This window comes from Mycobacterium sp. DL99 (assembly GCF_004762045.1).
Lineage (GTDB): Bacteria > Actinomycetota > Actinomycetes > Mycobacteriales > Mycobacteriaceae > Mycobacterium.
Genome location: NZ_SJOM01000007.1, coordinates 1,375,714 through 1,390,201 on the forward strand (window position 1 = coordinate 1,375,714; position 14,488 = coordinate 1,390,201).

The window sequence follows — 14,488 nt, forward strand, 5'->3', positions numbered from 1 at the left end:
GCCGTAGCGCTACGTACGCGAAGCCAACGCCCAAAAAACTGCGCCTAGCCCGCGAATTCCTTTGCCAGTCCGTCGATTCCAGCGCGAATCGCGGTCAGGGTCTCGGCGCGGGCCTTGAGCTTGCTGGCCACATGCGCACCGGTGTTCAAGGTCGCGGCGGCCTCGGCGGCGACCTCCTGAGCGCGGGACAGGACCGCGTCGGCCTCGACGACCTCATCGAGCCAGCCGCCCGCGATCGCCGCATCACCGGTGAACACCGCGGCCATGGCGATCGCGCGCTGAAAAGCCGCCCGGGTCAAGCGCATCCGCATGATCTCGATGGCCGCGATCGGCAGCGTCATCCCGATCTTCACCTCGTTGGCCTGACACCGCGCAGTCGACGAGCCGACCCGGTGATCACCGGACAGCAGCAGGAACGAGCCCATCGCGATGGCGTGTCCGGTCGCGGCCATGATCACCGGGACCGGGAAACTCAGACACCGCACCGACAGTTCGAAGCCGCCGGCGAGCATGCCCAGCGTCGCCGCCACGTCGCCGGACGAGAACACGCTCAGGTCGAACCCGCCGCTGAACACCTTCGAACTGCCCGCCAGCACCACGGCTTTCACCTCGCCGGCCGCCGCGCCGGCGGCCGCCTGATCCAGCGCCGCGTTGATCTCGGCCTGCATCGCAGGCGACAGTGCGTTGACTTTGCCGTCGTCCATCGTGATCGTGGCCACGGCATTGTTGAGCTCGTAGCTCACCAGACTGCTCATCGCACCGATGGTAGTGAGTGGCCTCAGGCCCGATGACGCCTGCCGGACGTTGCCGCCGGTTTGATCAGGTCGGTCTCGGGATCGTCATCGTCGTAATCGTCGTCGTCATCGTCATGACTGGCCTCGTAGCGGTCGCGCCAGCGGGACCGCACCTCGGAGCCCAAGGAGTTGATGCGGTTGATCTCGTTCCGCAGCGTCTGCTCGTCGCTCTCCTTGGCCGCGTACTGGAAATAGGTCAGCACACCGCGCAACAACTCCAGCTTCTGCTTCTCCCGGCGCGCCTGGTCATGCGTGGTCAGCAGCTCCATGCGGTCCACCGGCGGCAGCGTGGCCCAGTCCAGCACCGCGGTGTTGCGCAGCTTGCGGCCACTGGGCTTGCCGGGGGAGCCCGGCTCGTCGTAGTAGGTGACCGCGCCATCGAAGCGGGACGCGATGGCCTCACCCAATTGCTTGCGGTCCAGCGCCGAATCCCACACGATGCGCCACTCCTGCGATGGCGCCAGGTACGGGATCTCGGCGGGCAGGTTCAGCGGCACGATGTCGACGAAGTTGTCGTCATAGGAGCTTTCGTACTTGCCGACCGTCGGCGGGTTCGCGAATTCGAACCGCAAACCGTAGGCCGGCCGTTGCCCGTAATTGCGGACGACCAGCTCGACCAGGTGCCAATCGGCACTGCTGGGCTCCATGAACATCGACACATTGGGCTGGGTCAGCTCGGCCTGCCGGTCCTTGGCTTTCAGATACTGCCGCCACGCATAGATCAACGCGATGACGACGACGACAATTGCCACCCATGCCGCGAGCGCAGTCCATGCACCCGGTTCGAAACTAGCCAACTCACGCCCCCGCTCCGTGACTGAATCGATGATCCCCACCAAGTGGGTATATCACGGACATTCGGCGCGGGCAGCGGTCCGGCTCAGCAAACTCCGACCAAAACCGGCCTCATGACGCGACGGCAGTCAGGATGTCGCGGTGCACGGTCTCGGTGACCGGTGTGTGCACCAGGCGCTCACCGCGGGCCAGCCATTCGACGTCGGCCCATTCGATACGCGCGGGCAGTCGCCGCCAATAGTGCGGGTGCGAACGGAGATACACCTCCACACTCGCGTGCACCTTGGCGTCCAGCGGCGGCCGGCACCGACCGATCGTCGGCGCGGTCCCGGCCAGCGCATCGAGGTCAGTGGGGCAGGCACTGTTGTCGACAACCAGCAGCCCCGCGGCAATGGCCCCGTCCAGCATCCAGTCCAGCGCGATATCGGACAGCGGCCAGCACGCGCCGGTGCCGCCGGTGACATCGCAGCGGGTTCCCCGGAACCAGACTTCGTCCAGGCGCTCGCAGTACCGCATGGTCCGGCGCCCGCCATCCACGCCCACCGCGTGCCGACCCGATTCCACGGTCGGTAGCGGGCCCATCTGCTGTTTGGTGCCCGGAGTGGCCGTCGCGTTCCACAGGCCGACGAACCGCACCGGGACCGCGGGGTCGCGGTCGCCGACGAGTTGCGCCGCCAGCACCCTGATCTGTCGCCAATCCTGCGGCGTGCGCGGGGTGCGGGACAGTACGTAGGTGGCGAGCGCGTAATCCAGTACGTCGTCGGAGTGGGCCGGCAACAGGCCGACCGTGCCGAGCAGGGTGGCCAGCTCACCGGCGCGGTGTCCGCCCTCGCCGCCCCCGAACACGAAGATCCGGTCCCCGGGATCCCACGCGTCTCCGAGGAACCGGTACGCCTCGACGATGGCTGTCCGGGCTTCGCTGACGGCGTCGCCGCGGCGGCCCGGCGTGATTCTTCGACCGGGTCGCATCGGCGTGCCGCTGTGATACCAGTTCAGCTGATCGGTGCCGTCCAGCAACCGAAACAGCATCTCGGTATTCGATGCGTCACGGAGTCCGGGATGTTCATCTGTGTGGTCGAAGCACAGCACGATGTTCTTCACGGTGACCCCCGGCGGGACTGTCAACTACTCCTCGACAATTGCTGACATTTACTTTGCCGGGTATGCGGCCTGATGTCCTGAGTATTGCACTACTCGAATCGCGCAAAATGGGCCATAGTTCCCCTTGCAACCATTCAGGCAACGAAATCCGTGGCAGACGGCTGATCCTAAGGCGGAATTGCTCCGTTGCGGCGCCGTTAATTCACTGGATTCCGTATTCGGCCGGACTGGAACGATTCATCAGCCGCCCATCAACATGTTCCATTGCTCAAGGTTTGACGCCCGATACACGTAGTTGCTGCGTTTGACTTCATCGAGTGGGGCGCTCGGTTCCTCCGAGTACCAGTGCCCGGGGAAGACGGTCGGGTCGCCGGGCAGCTTGGCGAGCGCCTGCAGGCTGCGGAACATGTCGTCGACATTGCCGCCGGGAAAGTCGGTGCGCCCGCATCCGTCGAGGAACAACGTGTCCCCGGCGACCAGGCGGCCGTCCAGCAGGAAGCACTGGCTGCCCGGGGTATGGCCGGGAGTGTGTAGCAGCTCGATCTGCACCGCGCCCACCGAAACCTTGTCGCCGTGCACGTGCCCCATCAGCTCGCTCGGCGCGATTCCGGTGACCTGGGAGACCCACTCGGCCTCGTGGGTGTTGACGTGGACCGGCACGCTCTGACGTTCCAGCAGCTCGGCCAGGCCCTTGAGGGAGAAGCCCGCCATCGTGCCGCCGACGTGGTCGGGGTGGTGGTGGGTGACGAGCACGCCGGACAGGTGCATGCCGTCGTTCTCGATCACGTCGACGAGGTCGTTGGCCGCGTACGCAGGGTCGACCACCACGGCGTCGCCCGTCTCGCGGTCGCCGATCAGGTAGGAGAAGTTGCGCATCTGCTGGGCGATCACGTCGCCCGCCGCGTAGTCGCGACCGGACAGCAACTGCCGGAAGTACAAGCGGTCATCAACCTGGGGCTCGGACATGAATCAAGACTATTCGTGGGCGCTACGAGGCCCATGACCGACGGGGTGTGCGGTGCCCTGAATCACCCGCTGCGCGCATCCCCGCAGGTCTAAAAACCGCACGTCACGAAGTGTTTGACCCCACACGGCATAAAACTCGCATCTCAAATGCGGAATTACTAGCGTCAGCGGTATGCACCTCACCCGGTTCACCGACCTAGGACTGCGCACGCTGATGCTGCTGGCCTCGGGTGAGTCCGAGGACCGGCGCATCACCACCCGCACCATCGCCACGGGCGCCAATGCCTCCGAGCATCACGTCGCCAAGGCGGTGTCCAAGCTGTCCGAACTGGGCATGGTGCATGCCCGGCGCGGCCGCGTCGGGGGACTGGTGCTCACCGACGCCGGGCGCAACGCCTCGATCGGCTGGCTGGTGCGCGAACTCGAAGGTGACCGTGAGGTCATCGAATGCGGCGGGGATTCCCCGTGTCCGCTCATCGCGGCCTGCCGGCTCCGCCGCGTACTGGCCGACGCCAAAGAGGCGTTCTATCGCGAACTCGACCGGTACACCGTGACAGACCTGACGGCAGGCAACCGCCTACCGATTGTTTTACAACTCACAACCGAAGGGAATCTCCGATGACCGTCACCAGCCCCGAGCCGTCTGCGGTACGCGACGAACTGGAGCCGCACCACGCCGAGATCGTCTCGGCGACACTGCCTCTCATCGGCGCGCACATCGACGAGATCACCTCGGAGTTCTACCGGCGGCTGTTTGCCAACCACCCCGAGTTGCTGCGCAACCTGTTCAACCGTGGCAACCAGGCCCAGGGTGCCCAGCAGCGCGCATTGGCGGCCTCGATCGCCACGTTCGCCACCCATCTGGTGAACCCCGACCTGCCCCACCCCTCGGCCCTGCTGGCGCGCATCGGCCACAAGCACGCCTCGCTCGGGATCACCGCCGACCAGTACCCGATCGTGCACGACAACCTGTTCGCCGCGATCGTGGAGGTGCTGGGCGCCGACACCGTGACCGCCGAGGTGGCCGAGGCCTGGGACCGGGTCTACTGGATCATGGCCGACACCCTGATCGCGCTGGAGCGGGATCTGTACGCGGGAGCCGGCGTCGAACCCGGTGACGTCTTCCGGCGGCTGCGCGTCATCTCCCGCGTCGACGACCCGTCCGGCGCCGTGCTCGTCACCGTCCGCGCCGCCGAGCCCGTCAACTTCGCTGCCGGACAATACGTCTCGGTCGGCGTGACACTGCCCGACGGGGCCCGTCAGCTACGCCAGTACAGCCTCGTCGGGGCGCCCGGATCGACCGATCTGACGTTTGCGGTCAAACCGGTCGACGCCGTCGCGGACCAGCCCGCAGGCGAGGTGTCGTCCTGGATCCGGGCCAACCTCTGCGTCGGCGACCTGCTCGACGTCACGGTGCCCTTCGGCGACCTGTACAACGGCGGCCGGCCCGATGGCCCGCTGGTGCTGGTGTCCGCGGGAATCGGTGTCACCCCGATGGTCGGCATCCTGGAATTCCTGGCCGCCGAGGCGCCCGACGCCCACGTGCGCGTCCTGCATGCCGACCGCACCGACAACGGCCACCCGCTGCGGGAGCGTCAGCACGAGCTGATCGACGCACTGCCCAACGCCAGCCTCGACCTCTGGTACGAGGACGGCGTCACCGGTGGTGCCCCCGGTGTACACGCCGGCCTGCTCAAGCTCGACGGCATCGAGCTGCCCGCCGACGCCGCCTACTACCTGTGCGGCGGGGCCGGATTCATCGAGGCGGTCCGCACCCAACTGAGCGAGCGCGGAGTCGCCACCGAGCGGGTGCACTGCGAGCTGTTCGCACCCAACGATTGGCTCCTGGACTAGCCGACCAGGCAAAATAGCTCCCCGGCGGCCGCGTTGACCTGCGGTTTGGTGCGGCCGCCGGGGAGGTTGTACCCTCTTTAAGGCCCCGCAGCCGCAACGCTGCGGGACAAGCCCCCTTAGCTCAGTCGGCAGAGCGTTTCCATGGTAAGGAAAAGGTCAACGGTTCGATTCCGTTAGGGGGCTCGGTGGACGAGCAGGCGGTGCGCCGACTCGCCTCATCGGGGCGGTGTAGCTCAGCTGGTTAGAGCGCACGACTCATAATCGTGAGGTCGGGGGATCGAGTCCCCCCACCGCTACAGGAACATCAAAGCAGAGCATGATTTTGAGCAGGGAGAACTGACGTGGCGTCGAGTACCGACGTACGGCCGAAGATCACTTTGGCGTGCGAGGTGTGCAAGCACCGCAACTACATCACCAAGAAGAACCGCCGCAACGATCCCGACCGGCTCGAGATCAAGAAGTTCTGCCCCAACTGCGGCACCCACCAGCCGCACAAAGAGTCGCGATAGCAATTCGCCGTGGCTCTATCGACGAACATCGTCGGGATGCACTATCGGCATCCTGAGCACTATGAGGTCGGACGCGAAAAGATCCGCGAGCATGCTCTCGCGGTCAAGAACAACGACGCGTGCTTTCACGATGAGGCTGCCGCGGCCGAGCTCGGACACGACTCGCTGCTCGCGCCTCTGACCTTTATCTGCATTTTCGGTTACCAGGCGCAGTGGGCGTTCTTCGAATGGGCCGAAATCGGTATTCAGGACGCTCAGATCGTCCAGGTCGACCAGGAGCTGAAGTTCCTCAAGCCGGTCAGGGCCGGTGACAAGCTGTACTGCGACGTGTACGTGCACTCCGTTCGCAAGGCGCACGGCACCGACATCATCGTGACCAAGAACATCATCACCGATGACAAGGGTGAGGTGGTCCAGGAGGCCTACACGACCCTGGCCGGGCGTGCGGGTGACGGAGAAGAGGGTTTTAACTGATGGCGCTGCGCGAGTTCAGTTCGGTCAAGGTCGGTGACACGCTTCCGGAGCGCGTGATCCCGTTGACCCGCGGAGATCTGGTCAACTACGCCGGTGTGTCCGGTGACCTCAACCCGATCCACTGGGACGACGAGATCGCCAAGCAGGTCGGCCTCGACACCGCGATCGCCCACGGCATGCTGACCATGGGCCTCGGTGGCGGCTACGTCACCGAATGGGTCGGCGACCCGGCTGCCGTGACCGAGTACAACGTCCGGTTCACCGCGGTGGTGCCGGTCCCCAATGACGGTGTCGGAGCAGAGATCGTCTTCAACGGGCGGGTCAAGTCCGTGGATCCCGAAGCCAAATTGGTCACCGTCGCCATCTCGGCGACCGCGGGCGGGAAGAAGATCTTCGGGCGGGCCGTAGCGACCGCGAAACTGGCGTAAGGAGTTCTGGGCCAATGGCACTCAAGGCTGACATCAAGGGAATGGTCTGGAAGTATCCGTATCCGTTCCTGATCGGCCGCGAGCAGATCCGTCAGTACGCCAAGGCTGTCAAGGCCATGGATCCGGCCAGCCACGACGAGGCTGCCGCCGCCGAACTCGGCCATGACGCCCTGGTCGCGCCACTCACCTTCGCCTCAACTCTGGCGCTACTGGTGCAGGAACACTTCTTCCAGAACGTCGACATCGGCATGGAAACCAAGCAGATCGTCCAGGTGGATCAGAAGTTCGTGTACCGCAAGCCGCTCAAGGCCGGCGATCAGCTGCACGCCATCATGGAGGTCACCTCGGTCGAGGAGCGCTTCGGCGCCGACATCGTCGTCACCCACAACGTCTGCACCGACGATGACGGTGCGGTGGTTCTGGAAGCCATCACCACCATGATGGGTCACGATGCCGACGATTCCATCCAGGTGAAGTGGGATCCGGAAACCGGCAAGGTCATGCGGAAGGCCGCCGGGGAGTAGTTGTCATCAATGGGCGCGATTAGTTTCTGGCGCCCACGCCGGGTACACTCGGAACCCGGGGTTTTTCCCATTTCAGCGCGCTGTCCGTCGGCTTGACCATCGAGCGATCGGAGAGCGCGCGAATTGTGTAAGCCTCGGCGCAGCACGGTGACGAAAGCGCCAGCATGTCACCAACAGAGGGGCGTAGCTCAACTGGCAGAGCAGCGGTCTCCAAAACCGCAGGTTGCAGGTTCAAGTCCTGTCGCCCCTGCTCAAACTGAATACTCGACAACGTGTGGACACTGGAAGGTGAACACACAAACCAGGATGAAAGGCATGCGGTGAGCGACGAGCGCGAAGGTGCCGGCTCCGCAGACGACACTGGAACCGACGCTGGCACCGATACCGGGGCTACGGACACCACCCACGGTCAGACCGCGGTGGTGACCCGGCCGCTGCGCCCGACCGGTAAGCGGACCCGTCGTGGTGTGGCTGATGAGGCCGACAGCGACGAGGCCGCCGATGGCGACGCGTCGAGCGACGATGCCAAGGCCGACTCCGGGAAGTCGAAGAAAGCCAAGAAGAACGCGAAGGCCAAGAAAACCGGTCCGTCGCGGAACCCGATCATGTTCGTCGTCAACTACCTGCAGCAGGTCGTTGCCGAGTTGCGCAAGGTGATCTGGCCGAACCGCAAGCAGATGGTCAGCTACACCACGGTGGTGCTGGCCTTCCTGGTGTTCATGGTTGCGCTGATCTCCGGCGCCGACCTTGGACTGGCGCGGCTGGTGTCGCTGGTGTTCGGCACCTGATCTGGAATTTGAGAGAGGACTGACAACGTGACTACGTTCGACGGCGACGAGACGGTCGCCGACGAGACCGTCGACGGCGTCGAGTCGCAGACCGACGATCTGACCGAGGGCCAGGAGGCCGTCGAGGCCGATACGGTCGACGAGACGGACGCGGCTCCGGCCGAAGAGGCTGCTGCCGACGAGGCTCCTGAGGTCGACGAAGACGAGGACCCGGCAGTCGCGCTCAAGAAGGAGCTGCGACTCAAGCCCGGCGACTGGTATGTGATCCACTCCTACGCCGGTTACGAGAACAAGGTGAAAGCCAACCTCGAGACCCGCGTGCAGAACCTGGACGTCGGTGACTACATCTTCCAGGTCGAGGTGCCCACCGAAGAGGTCACCGAGATCAAGAACGGCCAGCGCAAGCAGGTCAACCGCAAGGTGCTGCCGGGTTACATCCTGGTGCGCATGGAGCTCAACGACGAGTCGTGGGGTGCGGTGCGCAACACACCGGGCGTCACCGGCTTCGTCGGTGCCACCTCGCGTCCGTCGCCTCTGTCGCTGAACGACGTGGTGAAGTTCCTGCTGCCGCAGGGCGCAGCCAAGAAGCCCGCCAAGTCCAGCGCCGCCGCCGCGGCCGGTGCCAGCACCGAGGCCACCCTGGAGCGGCCCGAGATCCTGGTCGATTTCGAGGTCGGCGAGTCCGTCACCGTCATGGACGGCCCGTTCGCGACACTGCCCGCCTCCATCAGCGAGGTCAATGCCGAGCAGCAGAAGCTCAAGGTGCTGGTGTCCATCTTCGGCCGCGAGACACCAGTCGAGCTGACCTTCACCCAGGTCTCCAAGATTTAGTCGCCACAGCGGCTAGTAACAAAGGGCGTTCACGCGCCCTTGGATGAGCAAGTAAAGGAACACCAGAAGCATGGCCCCGAAGAAGAAAAAGGTCGCCGGGCTCATCAAGCTGCAGATCCAGGCCGGGCAGGCCAACCCCGCCCCGCCGGTCGGTCCTGCACTTGGCCAGCACGGCGTCAACATCATGGAGTTCTGCAAGGCGTACAACGCTGCGACCGAGTCGCAGCGCGGGAACGTCATCCCCGTGGAGATCACCGTCTACGAGGACCGCACCTTCACGTTCGCCCTGAAGACCCCGCCCGCCGCCAGGCTGCTGCTCAAGGCCGCCGGTGTGCCCAAGGGCTCGGGCGAGCCGCACAAGACCAAGGTCGCCAAGGTGACCTGGGACCAGGTGCGCGAGATCGCTGAGACCAAGAAGGCCGATCTCAACGCCAACGACATCGACGCCGCCGCGAAGATCATCGCCGGCACCGCCCGCTCCATGGGCATCACGGTCGAATAGCGAAGCGCATCCCCAGTGGGAGGGCTGGCATCGGCCCGCACCACGACTCCAAGAACACGATTGGATTTCACAAATGAGCAAGAACAGCAAGGCATACCGCGAAGCCGCGGAGAAGGTCGATCGGGACAAGCTCTACACCCCGCTTGAGGCCGCGAAGCTGGCCAAGGAGACCTCCTCCAAGAAGCAGGACGCCACCGTCGAGGTCGCCATCCGCCTCGGCGTCGACCCCCGCAAGGCTGACCAGATGGTCCGCGGCACCGTCAACCTGCCCCACGGCACCGGTAAGACCGCCCGCGTCGCCGTGTTCGCCGTCGGTGAGAAGGCCGAGCAGGCACTGGCCGCCGGCGCCGACGTCGTCGGCAGCGACGACCTGATCGAGAAGATCCAGGGCGGTTTCCTGGACTTCGACGCCGCGATCGCCACCCCGGATCAGATGGCCAAGGTCGGTCGGATCGCCCGCGTGCTGGGCCCGCGCGGTCTGATGCCGAACCCCAAGACCGGCACCGTCACCCCCGATGTCACCAAGGCTGTGGCCGACATCAAGGGCGGCAAGATCAACTTCCGCGTCGACAAGCAGGCCAACCTGCACTTCGTGATCGGTAAGGCGTCCTTCGACGAGGCCAAGCTGGCCGAGAACTACGGCGCCGCCCTCGACGAGGTGCTGCGTGCCAAGCCGTCGTCCTCGAAGGGTCGTTACCTCAAGAAGGTGACCGTCTCCACCACCACGGGCCCGGGTATCCCGGTCGACCCGTCGGTGACCCGGAACTTCACGGAGGCGTAGCGCAGCGGAGCCGACCATCGGCTCAGCGGCGTAATCCGTTAGCCCGAGTGGCCAGTTGCGGCACAAGATTCCTCGAATCGCGTGTCATAACTGGCCATTCGGCATTTCTGGGGCGCATTCAGCGAGGCGGCGGCGCAGGAAGACCTGCGCCGGCTCGGAACCGGCGGCTTCACCGTCAAGTGCGATGCGGTACCAGCGCCGGGCCTCTTCGAAGCGGCCCGCCCGGCGCAGCAGATCCGCACGGATCGGTGCCACCGCATTGGTCCGGGCCAGCCGCGGATCGCCGGCCACCTCGTCGAGGGCGGCCAGCCCGGCCGCGAAGCCGTCGCGAAAGCCAACGGCGAGTGCGCGATTGGCTCGAACGACGGGCGAGTCCGTCATCGCGACCAACTGGTCGTAAGCCAGACAGATGGTGGCCCAGTCGGTGTGTTGCCAGGTGGGCGCGGTGGCATGCAGCGCCGCGATCACCGCTTGCGGAAGGTACGTGCCGGATGCTCCCTCGGCCAACCGCAACTGCTCCAGACCCCGCGCGATACGCCCCCGATCCCAATGGCTACGGTCCTGCTCATCCAGCGGGATCAACGCACCGCCCTCGTCCACCCGGGTGCGGCGGCGCGAATCATGCAGCAGCACAAGGGCGGAGAGTGCATGCGCGTCCCGATTGCCGGGCATCAACGCGCACAGTTCACCCGCCAGCCGCACCCCCTCGTCGCACAGCTCGTCGCGGATCGCCGACGGCCCACCGGTCGACCAGTAGCCCTCGGTGAACACCGAATAGATACAGCCGAGTACGTGCGGCGTGCGCTCCGCCAGAAGCTCCGGCGGCGGAACCCGCAGCGGGATGTTGGCTTTGCGAATCTTGTTCTTGGCGCGAGTGATCCGTTGCCCGACCGCGGTGTCGGATTGCAGCAGGGCGCGGGCGATCTCGGTGACGGTGAGCCCCGAGATCAGCCGCAGTGTCAGGGCCAGCTGCGAGCTGCGGTCCAGCGCGGGATGAGCGCAGGTGAACATCATCCGCAGCTCGTCATCGCGCACCGGGTGCAGCTCCCCGTCACCGCCCGACGCGTTCACCTCCTCGTACACCGCTGCGAGTTCCTTTCCGGGACGGGCAGATTCACGCCGTAACCGGTCCAATGCCCGATTGCGGGCCACCGTGGTCAGCCACGCACCGGGATTGGCGGGCACGCCGTCGGCCGGCCATACCCGCAGTGCCTGCGCACAGGCCTCCTGGACGGCGTCCTCGGCCACCGAGAGATCGCCCGACCACCGTGCGAGCGCGGCAACGGCCGGGCCCCACTCGCGCCGAAAGACGCCGTCCAGCTGGATCATCGGCGACTACAGGCCGGAAACCCCGGCCAACTGGCGGACCTCGATGGCTGACGCCGGAATCATCGACGCCAGCTTGACCGCTTCGTCGCGATCGGCGGCCCGCAGCACATAGAAGCCGTTGGCCACCTCGGCCCCTTCGATGTACGGCCCGTCGGTCAGCACCACCTTACCGTCGCGCACCCGCACGGTGGTTGCGGTCGACGGCGGATGCAGCGGCGCCCCGGCAAGGGTCTTGTCGCCGATGGTCTTGGCGAGTTCGCCGTGCTTGGCCGCCTGCTGGTTCCACTCGTCGGTGCCCGGCGTGTTGACGTCCTCGGGCGGCTCCAAGAGCAATGCCAGCCAATCGTTGCCCAGCGGCTGTTCGGGCGCTTGCCAATGGACCATCGGCCACACCTCGACCGCACCGAACTGGGCGACCGGGATGTCGCGGGCCAACGCAAGGGCCTCATCGAGATTGTCGGCCTCGAACACGTAGTAGCCGCACGCCACCTCGGCGCCCTCGGCGAACGGGCCGTCGGTGATCGTCGGATTGTCCGGCCCACCGGTGATGCGGGTGGCGGCGGCGGACTTGTCCAGCGCGTCGCCCGCCCGGATCGCCGCTGCCGCTTTGGCGTGGAAAGCCTGGAACGCGGCCATGCCCTCGGCCCGCTCGTCGGGTGCGAGTTCCACGTCTCGACTGATCAGTAGTGCGAAGTAATGCATCGTCGTCTCCCGGTGTCAGCGAGTGAGAACCGTCTGTTCCACTCTCTACCTATTCGACGAACGACGGTGCCGGGATGCGACAGGCCGCGCGAGATTGCTTCCGACTACTTCTGCAGCGTGAACTGGTGGACGCTGATGTGACCCGAGGCGAAGTACTTCTGGCAGCCGTTGAGGTACTTGTCGTAGCGGTCGTAGACCTCCTGGCCCTGGATCGCGATGGCCTGGTCCTTATGGGCCTCGAGCGCGTCGGCCCAGATCTTGAGCGTCCGGACGTAGTGCGGGCCGATCTCCTGCAGCTGGGTGACCTTGAACCCGGCTTCGGTCGCTCGTTCCTCCTCCATCGACACCGAGGGCAACCGGCCGCCGGGGAAGATCTCGGTCATGATGAACCGGGCGAACCGGGCGTCTTCGAACGTCATGTGCAGGCCGAGCTTCTGGCCTTGGCGAAGGTCGAATCCGGTGATGTTGTGCAGCAACATGGTGCCGGCGTCGGGCAGCGAGTTGTAGGCCGTCTCGAAGAACGCCGGATAACGCTCGAATCCGAAATGCTCGAAGGCGCCGATCGACACGATGCGGTCGACTTTGTCGTCGAATTCTTCCCAGCCCTGCAGGCGAACTTCGACATTGCGGTCGGTGGACACCTTGGAGAGCTTTTCGATGGCGTATTCACGCTGCTCGCCACTCAGTGTCAGACCGATGACATTGACGTCGTACTTCTCGATTGCCCGCGCCATGCACGCGCCCCAGCCGCAGCCGATGTCCAGCAGCGTCATCCCCGGTTCGAGGCCCAGCTTGCCCAGCGCCAGATCGAACTTCGCGATCTGGGCCTCGTCGCCGGTCATGTCCTCGCGCTCGAAATAGCCGCACGTATAACCCATCGTGGGGCCTAGAAACAGTTCGTAGAATTCATTGGAAATGTCGTAGATCGACTGGAGTTCTTCATATTTCGGTGTCAATTTGGACATATTCGATATGCTCCAAGCTGTAGAGTTCTCCCCGCGAATCTCAGGGTACCGCAGGTCACTACCGCGGGCCTGTTGTCGCCACCGTCAATCAATTTCGTCGGCAAACAAATTTTGCCTGATACGCGATAATTTGTCGGTCGGTGCCTGCGGAAATGCACCGGCCGCGCTTCGTTAGCGAAGGAAATTAAGCGGCGACATGCAGGGTGAACTGGTTGACGTCGATGTACCCGGTCCGGAAGCTGCTCGCGCAACCCGTCAGGTAGCGCATGTACCGGTCGTAGACCTCCTGCGATTGGATCGCGACGGCCTCCTCGCGGCGTTCCTCCAAGTTGGCTGCCCAGATGTCGAGGGTGCGCGCATAGTGCGACTGCAGCGACTGCCGCCGGGTGAGGGTGAACGTGGCCCGCGCGGAGTGCTCCTCGACCATCTCGATCGACGGCAGTCGCCCACCGGGGAAGATCTCGGTCACCATGAACTTGACGAACCGGGCGAACTCGAACGACAACGGCATCCCGCGGTCGATGATCTGCTGTGGTTTCAATCCGGTGATCGTGTGCAGAAGCATCACGCCGTCGGCGGGCAGGGCGTCGTGGGCGAAGCGGAAGAAGTCGTCATAGCGGTCGTGGCCGAAATGTTCGAACGCGCCGATCGAGACGATGCGATCCACCGGCTCGTCGAACTCTTCCCAGCCCGCCAGTAGCACCCGCTTGGTGCGTGGGCTGTCGGATTCGTCGAACAGCTGTCGCACGTAGGTCGCCTGGTTCCGGCTGAGCGTGAGGCCGACGACGTTGACGTCGTAGCGTTCGATCGCGCGCATAACCGTTGCGCCCCAACCGCATCCGACGTCGAGCAGGGTCATCCCCGGTCGGAGGCCGAGCTTGCCCAACGCGAGGTCGACCTTCGCCAACTGGGCTTCCTGCAGCGACATGTCGTCGCGTTCGAAGTACGCGCAGCTGTATGTCCTGGTCGGATCCAGGAACAGGGCGAAGAAATCGTCGGACAGGTCGTAATGGGCTTGTACGTCGTCGAAATGGGGTTTGAGTTGCTCCGGTTGTTTTGCCATGCGGCACCTATCGGGAGGAGGCCCACTGGCGAGAGCTGCGCTATGCCACTTCTTGACCTAGCCGCCCCCCCAGGCTGCTTCC

18 protein-coding genes and 3 tRNA genes are annotated in these 14,488 nt (G+C 65.1%); 13 read left to right on the top strand and 8 right to left on the bottom strand.

The genetic code is table 11. The features are described 5' to 3' along the window. Positions 1–44: 44 nt before the first annotated feature. From EYZ64_RS06850 to EYZ64_RS06865, 4 genes are all read right to left on the bottom strand, one after another. Entirely contained in the window at positions 45–755 is a 711-nt protein-coding gene (locus EYZ64_RS06850; protein WP_135452792.1) for a crotonase/enoyl-CoA hydratase family protein, read from the bottom strand. 23 nt (positions 756–778) lie between these two features. Then, positions 779–1,630 carry a DUF8453 domain-containing protein gene (locus EYZ64_RS06855; protein WP_135452793.1) on the bottom strand — a complete coding sequence of 284 codons (852 nt, stop codon included), beginning with the start codon at positions 1,628–1,630 and terminating at the stop codon, positions 779–781. Positions 1,631–1,700: 70 nt separating this feature from the next. Further along, complete coding sequence (locus tag EYZ64_RS06860) at positions 1,701–2,690, bottom strand: T6SS phospholipase effector Tle1-like catalytic domain-containing protein (protein ID WP_135459859.1); 990 nt, start codon at positions 2,688–2,690, stop codon at positions 1,701–1,703. Positions 2,691–2,930: 240 nt separating this feature from the next. Next, positions 2,931–3,656, bottom strand: coding sequence for an MBL fold metallo-hydrolase (locus EYZ64_RS06865; protein ID WP_135452794.1), 726 nt, complete (start codon positions 3,654–3,656; stop codon positions 2,931–2,933). A gap of 172 nt (positions 3,657–3,828) precedes the next feature. Between EYZ64_RS06865 and EYZ64_RS06870 the strand changes: the two genes are divergently transcribed. The 13 genes from EYZ64_RS06870 (at position 3,829) to rplA (ending at position 10,347) form a co-directional block, all read left to right on the top strand. Then, complete coding sequence (locus tag EYZ64_RS06870) at positions 3,829–4,278, top strand: RrF2 family transcriptional regulator (protein ID WP_135452795.1); 450 nt, start codon at positions 3,829–3,831, stop codon at positions 4,276–4,278. After that, a complete protein-coding gene (locus EYZ64_RS06875) occupies positions 4,275–5,510 on the top strand; it encodes a globin domain-containing protein (protein ID WP_135452796.1) in 1,236 nt (411 codons plus the stop codon). The genes EYZ64_RS06870 and EYZ64_RS06875 overlap by 4 nt, the downstream gene beginning before the upstream one ends. Positions 5,511–5,620: 110 nt before the next feature. Then, a tRNA-Thr gene (locus EYZ64_RS06880) sits at positions 5,621–5,693 on the top strand. 39 nt (positions 5,694–5,732) lie between these two features. Next, positions 5,733–5,806 (top strand) — tRNA-Met (locus EYZ64_RS06885). Between the two features lie 45 nt (positions 5,807–5,851). Further along, positions 5,852–6,019, top strand: coding sequence for a 50S ribosomal protein L33 (rpmG, locus tag EYZ64_RS06890; RefSeq protein ID WP_003881823.1), 168 nt, complete (start codon positions 5,852–5,854; stop codon positions 6,017–6,019). A gap of 9 nt (positions 6,020–6,028) precedes the next feature. Then, complete coding sequence (hadA, locus tag EYZ64_RS06895; RefSeq protein WP_135452797.1) at positions 6,029–6,493, top strand: (3R)-hydroxyacyl-ACP dehydratase subunit HadA; 465 nt, start codon at positions 6,029–6,031, stop codon at positions 6,491–6,493. Beyond that, entirely contained in the window at positions 6,493–6,921 is a 429-nt protein-coding gene (hadB, locus tag EYZ64_RS06900) for a (3R)-hydroxyacyl-ACP dehydratase subunit HadB (protein WP_135452798.1), read from the top strand. The genes hadA and hadB overlap by 1 nt, the downstream gene beginning before the upstream one ends. 14 nt (positions 6,922–6,935) lie before the next feature. Next, a complete protein-coding gene (hadC, locus tag EYZ64_RS06905) occupies positions 6,936–7,445 on the top strand; it encodes a (3R)-hydroxyacyl-ACP dehydratase subunit HadC (protein ID WP_135452799.1) in 510 nt (169 codons plus the stop codon). A gap of 177 nt (positions 7,446–7,622) precedes the next feature. After that, positions 7,623–7,695: transfer RNA gene (locus EYZ64_RS06910), tRNA-Trp, on the top strand. Between the two features lie 70 nt (positions 7,696–7,765). Beyond that, positions 7,766–8,233, top strand: coding sequence for a preprotein translocase subunit SecE (secE, locus tag EYZ64_RS06915; protein WP_135452800.1), 468 nt, complete (start codon positions 7,766–7,768; stop codon positions 8,231–8,233). A 27-nt stretch (positions 8,234–8,260) separates the two neighbouring features. Then, positions 8,261–9,064: a transcription termination/antitermination protein NusG gene (gene nusG, locus EYZ64_RS06920; protein ID WP_135452801.1), complete on the top strand. Its 804-nt coding sequence runs from the start codon at positions 8,261–8,263 to the stop codon at positions 9,062–9,064. Positions 9,065–9,134: 70 nt separating this feature from the next. Beyond that, a complete protein-coding gene (rplK, locus tag EYZ64_RS06925; protein ID WP_135452802.1) occupies positions 9,135–9,566 on the top strand; it encodes a 50S ribosomal protein L11 in 432 nt (143 codons plus the stop codon). A gap of 73 nt (positions 9,567–9,639) precedes the next feature. After that, positions 9,640–10,347 (top strand): 50S ribosomal protein L1, encoded by a 708-nt coding sequence (gene rplA / locus EYZ64_RS06930; RefSeq protein WP_044516013.1) that lies wholly within the window; start codon positions 9,640–9,642, stop codon positions 10,345–10,347. An 84-nt stretch (positions 10,348–10,431) separates the two neighbouring features. Here the strand turns inward: rplA and EYZ64_RS06935 are convergent, their stop codons facing one another. From EYZ64_RS06935 to EYZ64_RS06950, 4 genes are all read right to left on the bottom strand, one after another. Continuing rightward, a complete protein-coding gene (locus EYZ64_RS06935; RefSeq protein ID WP_135452803.1) occupies positions 10,432–11,676 on the bottom strand; it encodes an RNA polymerase sigma factor in 1,245 nt (414 codons plus the stop codon). A 6-nt stretch (positions 11,677–11,682) separates the two neighbouring features. Then, a complete protein-coding gene (locus EYZ64_RS06940) occupies positions 11,683–12,378 on the bottom strand; it encodes a YciI family protein (protein ID WP_135452804.1) in 696 nt (231 codons plus the stop codon). Between the two features lie 104 nt (positions 12,379–12,482). Next, positions 12,483–13,343 (bottom strand): cyclopropane mycolic acid synthase family methyltransferase, encoded by an 861-nt coding sequence (locus tag EYZ64_RS06945; RefSeq protein WP_135452805.1) that lies wholly within the window; start codon positions 13,341–13,343, stop codon positions 12,483–12,485. Between the two features lie 184 nt (positions 13,344–13,527). Next, the gene (locus EYZ64_RS06950) at positions 13,528–14,406 is read right to left on the bottom strand and encodes a cyclopropane mycolic acid synthase family methyltransferase (RefSeq protein WP_135452806.1); all 879 of its coding nucleotides are present in this window, start codon (positions 14,404–14,406) and stop codon (positions 13,528–13,530) included. Positions 14,407–14,488: the final 82 nt, after the last annotated feature.

What these genes read in the sequence shown, in the direction of transcription:
- EYZ64_RS06945 (WP_135452805.1), bottom strand. Translation starts at nt 13,343, where the DNA reads ATGTCCAAATTGACACCGAAATATGAAGAACTCCAGTCGATCTACGAC.
- rplA (WP_044516013.1), top strand. Translation starts at nt 9,640, where the DNA reads ATGAGCAAGAACAGCAAGGCATACCGCGAAGCCGCGGAGAAGGTCGAT.
- EYZ64_RS06935 (WP_135452803.1), bottom strand. Translation starts at nt 11,676, where the DNA reads ATGATCCAGCTGGACGGCGTCTTTCGGCGCGAGTGGGGCCCGGCCGTT.
- EYZ64_RS06850 (WP_135452792.1), bottom strand. Translation starts at nt 755, where the DNA reads ATGAGCAGTCTGGTGAGCTACGAGCTCAACAATGCCGTGGCCACGATC.
- hadB (WP_135452798.1), top strand. Translation starts at nt 6,493, where the DNA reads ATGGCGCTGCGCGAGTTCAGTTCGGTCAAGGTCGGTGACACGCTTCCG.
- hadC (WP_135452799.1), top strand. Translation starts at nt 6,936, where the DNA reads ATGGCACTCAAGGCTGACATCAAGGGAATGGTCTGGAAGTATCCGTAT.
- EYZ64_RS06875 (WP_135452796.1), top strand. Translation starts at nt 4,275, where the DNA reads ATGACCGTCACCAGCCCCGAGCCGTCTGCGGTACGCGACGAACTGGAG.
- EYZ64_RS06870 (WP_135452795.1), top strand. Translation starts at nt 3,829, where the DNA reads ATGCACCTCACCCGGTTCACCGACCTAGGACTGCGCACGCTGATGCTG.
- EYZ64_RS06950 (WP_135452806.1), bottom strand. Translation starts at nt 14,406, where the DNA reads ATGGCAAAACAACCGGAGCAACTCAAACCCCATTTCGACGACGTACAA.
- EYZ64_RS06865 (WP_135452794.1), bottom strand. Translation starts at nt 3,656, where the DNA reads ATGTCCGAGCCCCAGGTTGATGACCGCTTGTACTTCCGGCAGTTGCTG.
- EYZ64_RS06940 (WP_135452804.1), bottom strand. Translation starts at nt 12,378, where the DNA reads ATGCATTACTTCGCACTACTGATCAGTCGAGACGTGGAACTCGCACCC.
- rplK (WP_135452802.1), top strand. Translation starts at nt 9,135, where the DNA reads ATGGCCCCGAAGAAGAAAAAGGTCGCCGGGCTCATCAAGCTGCAGATC.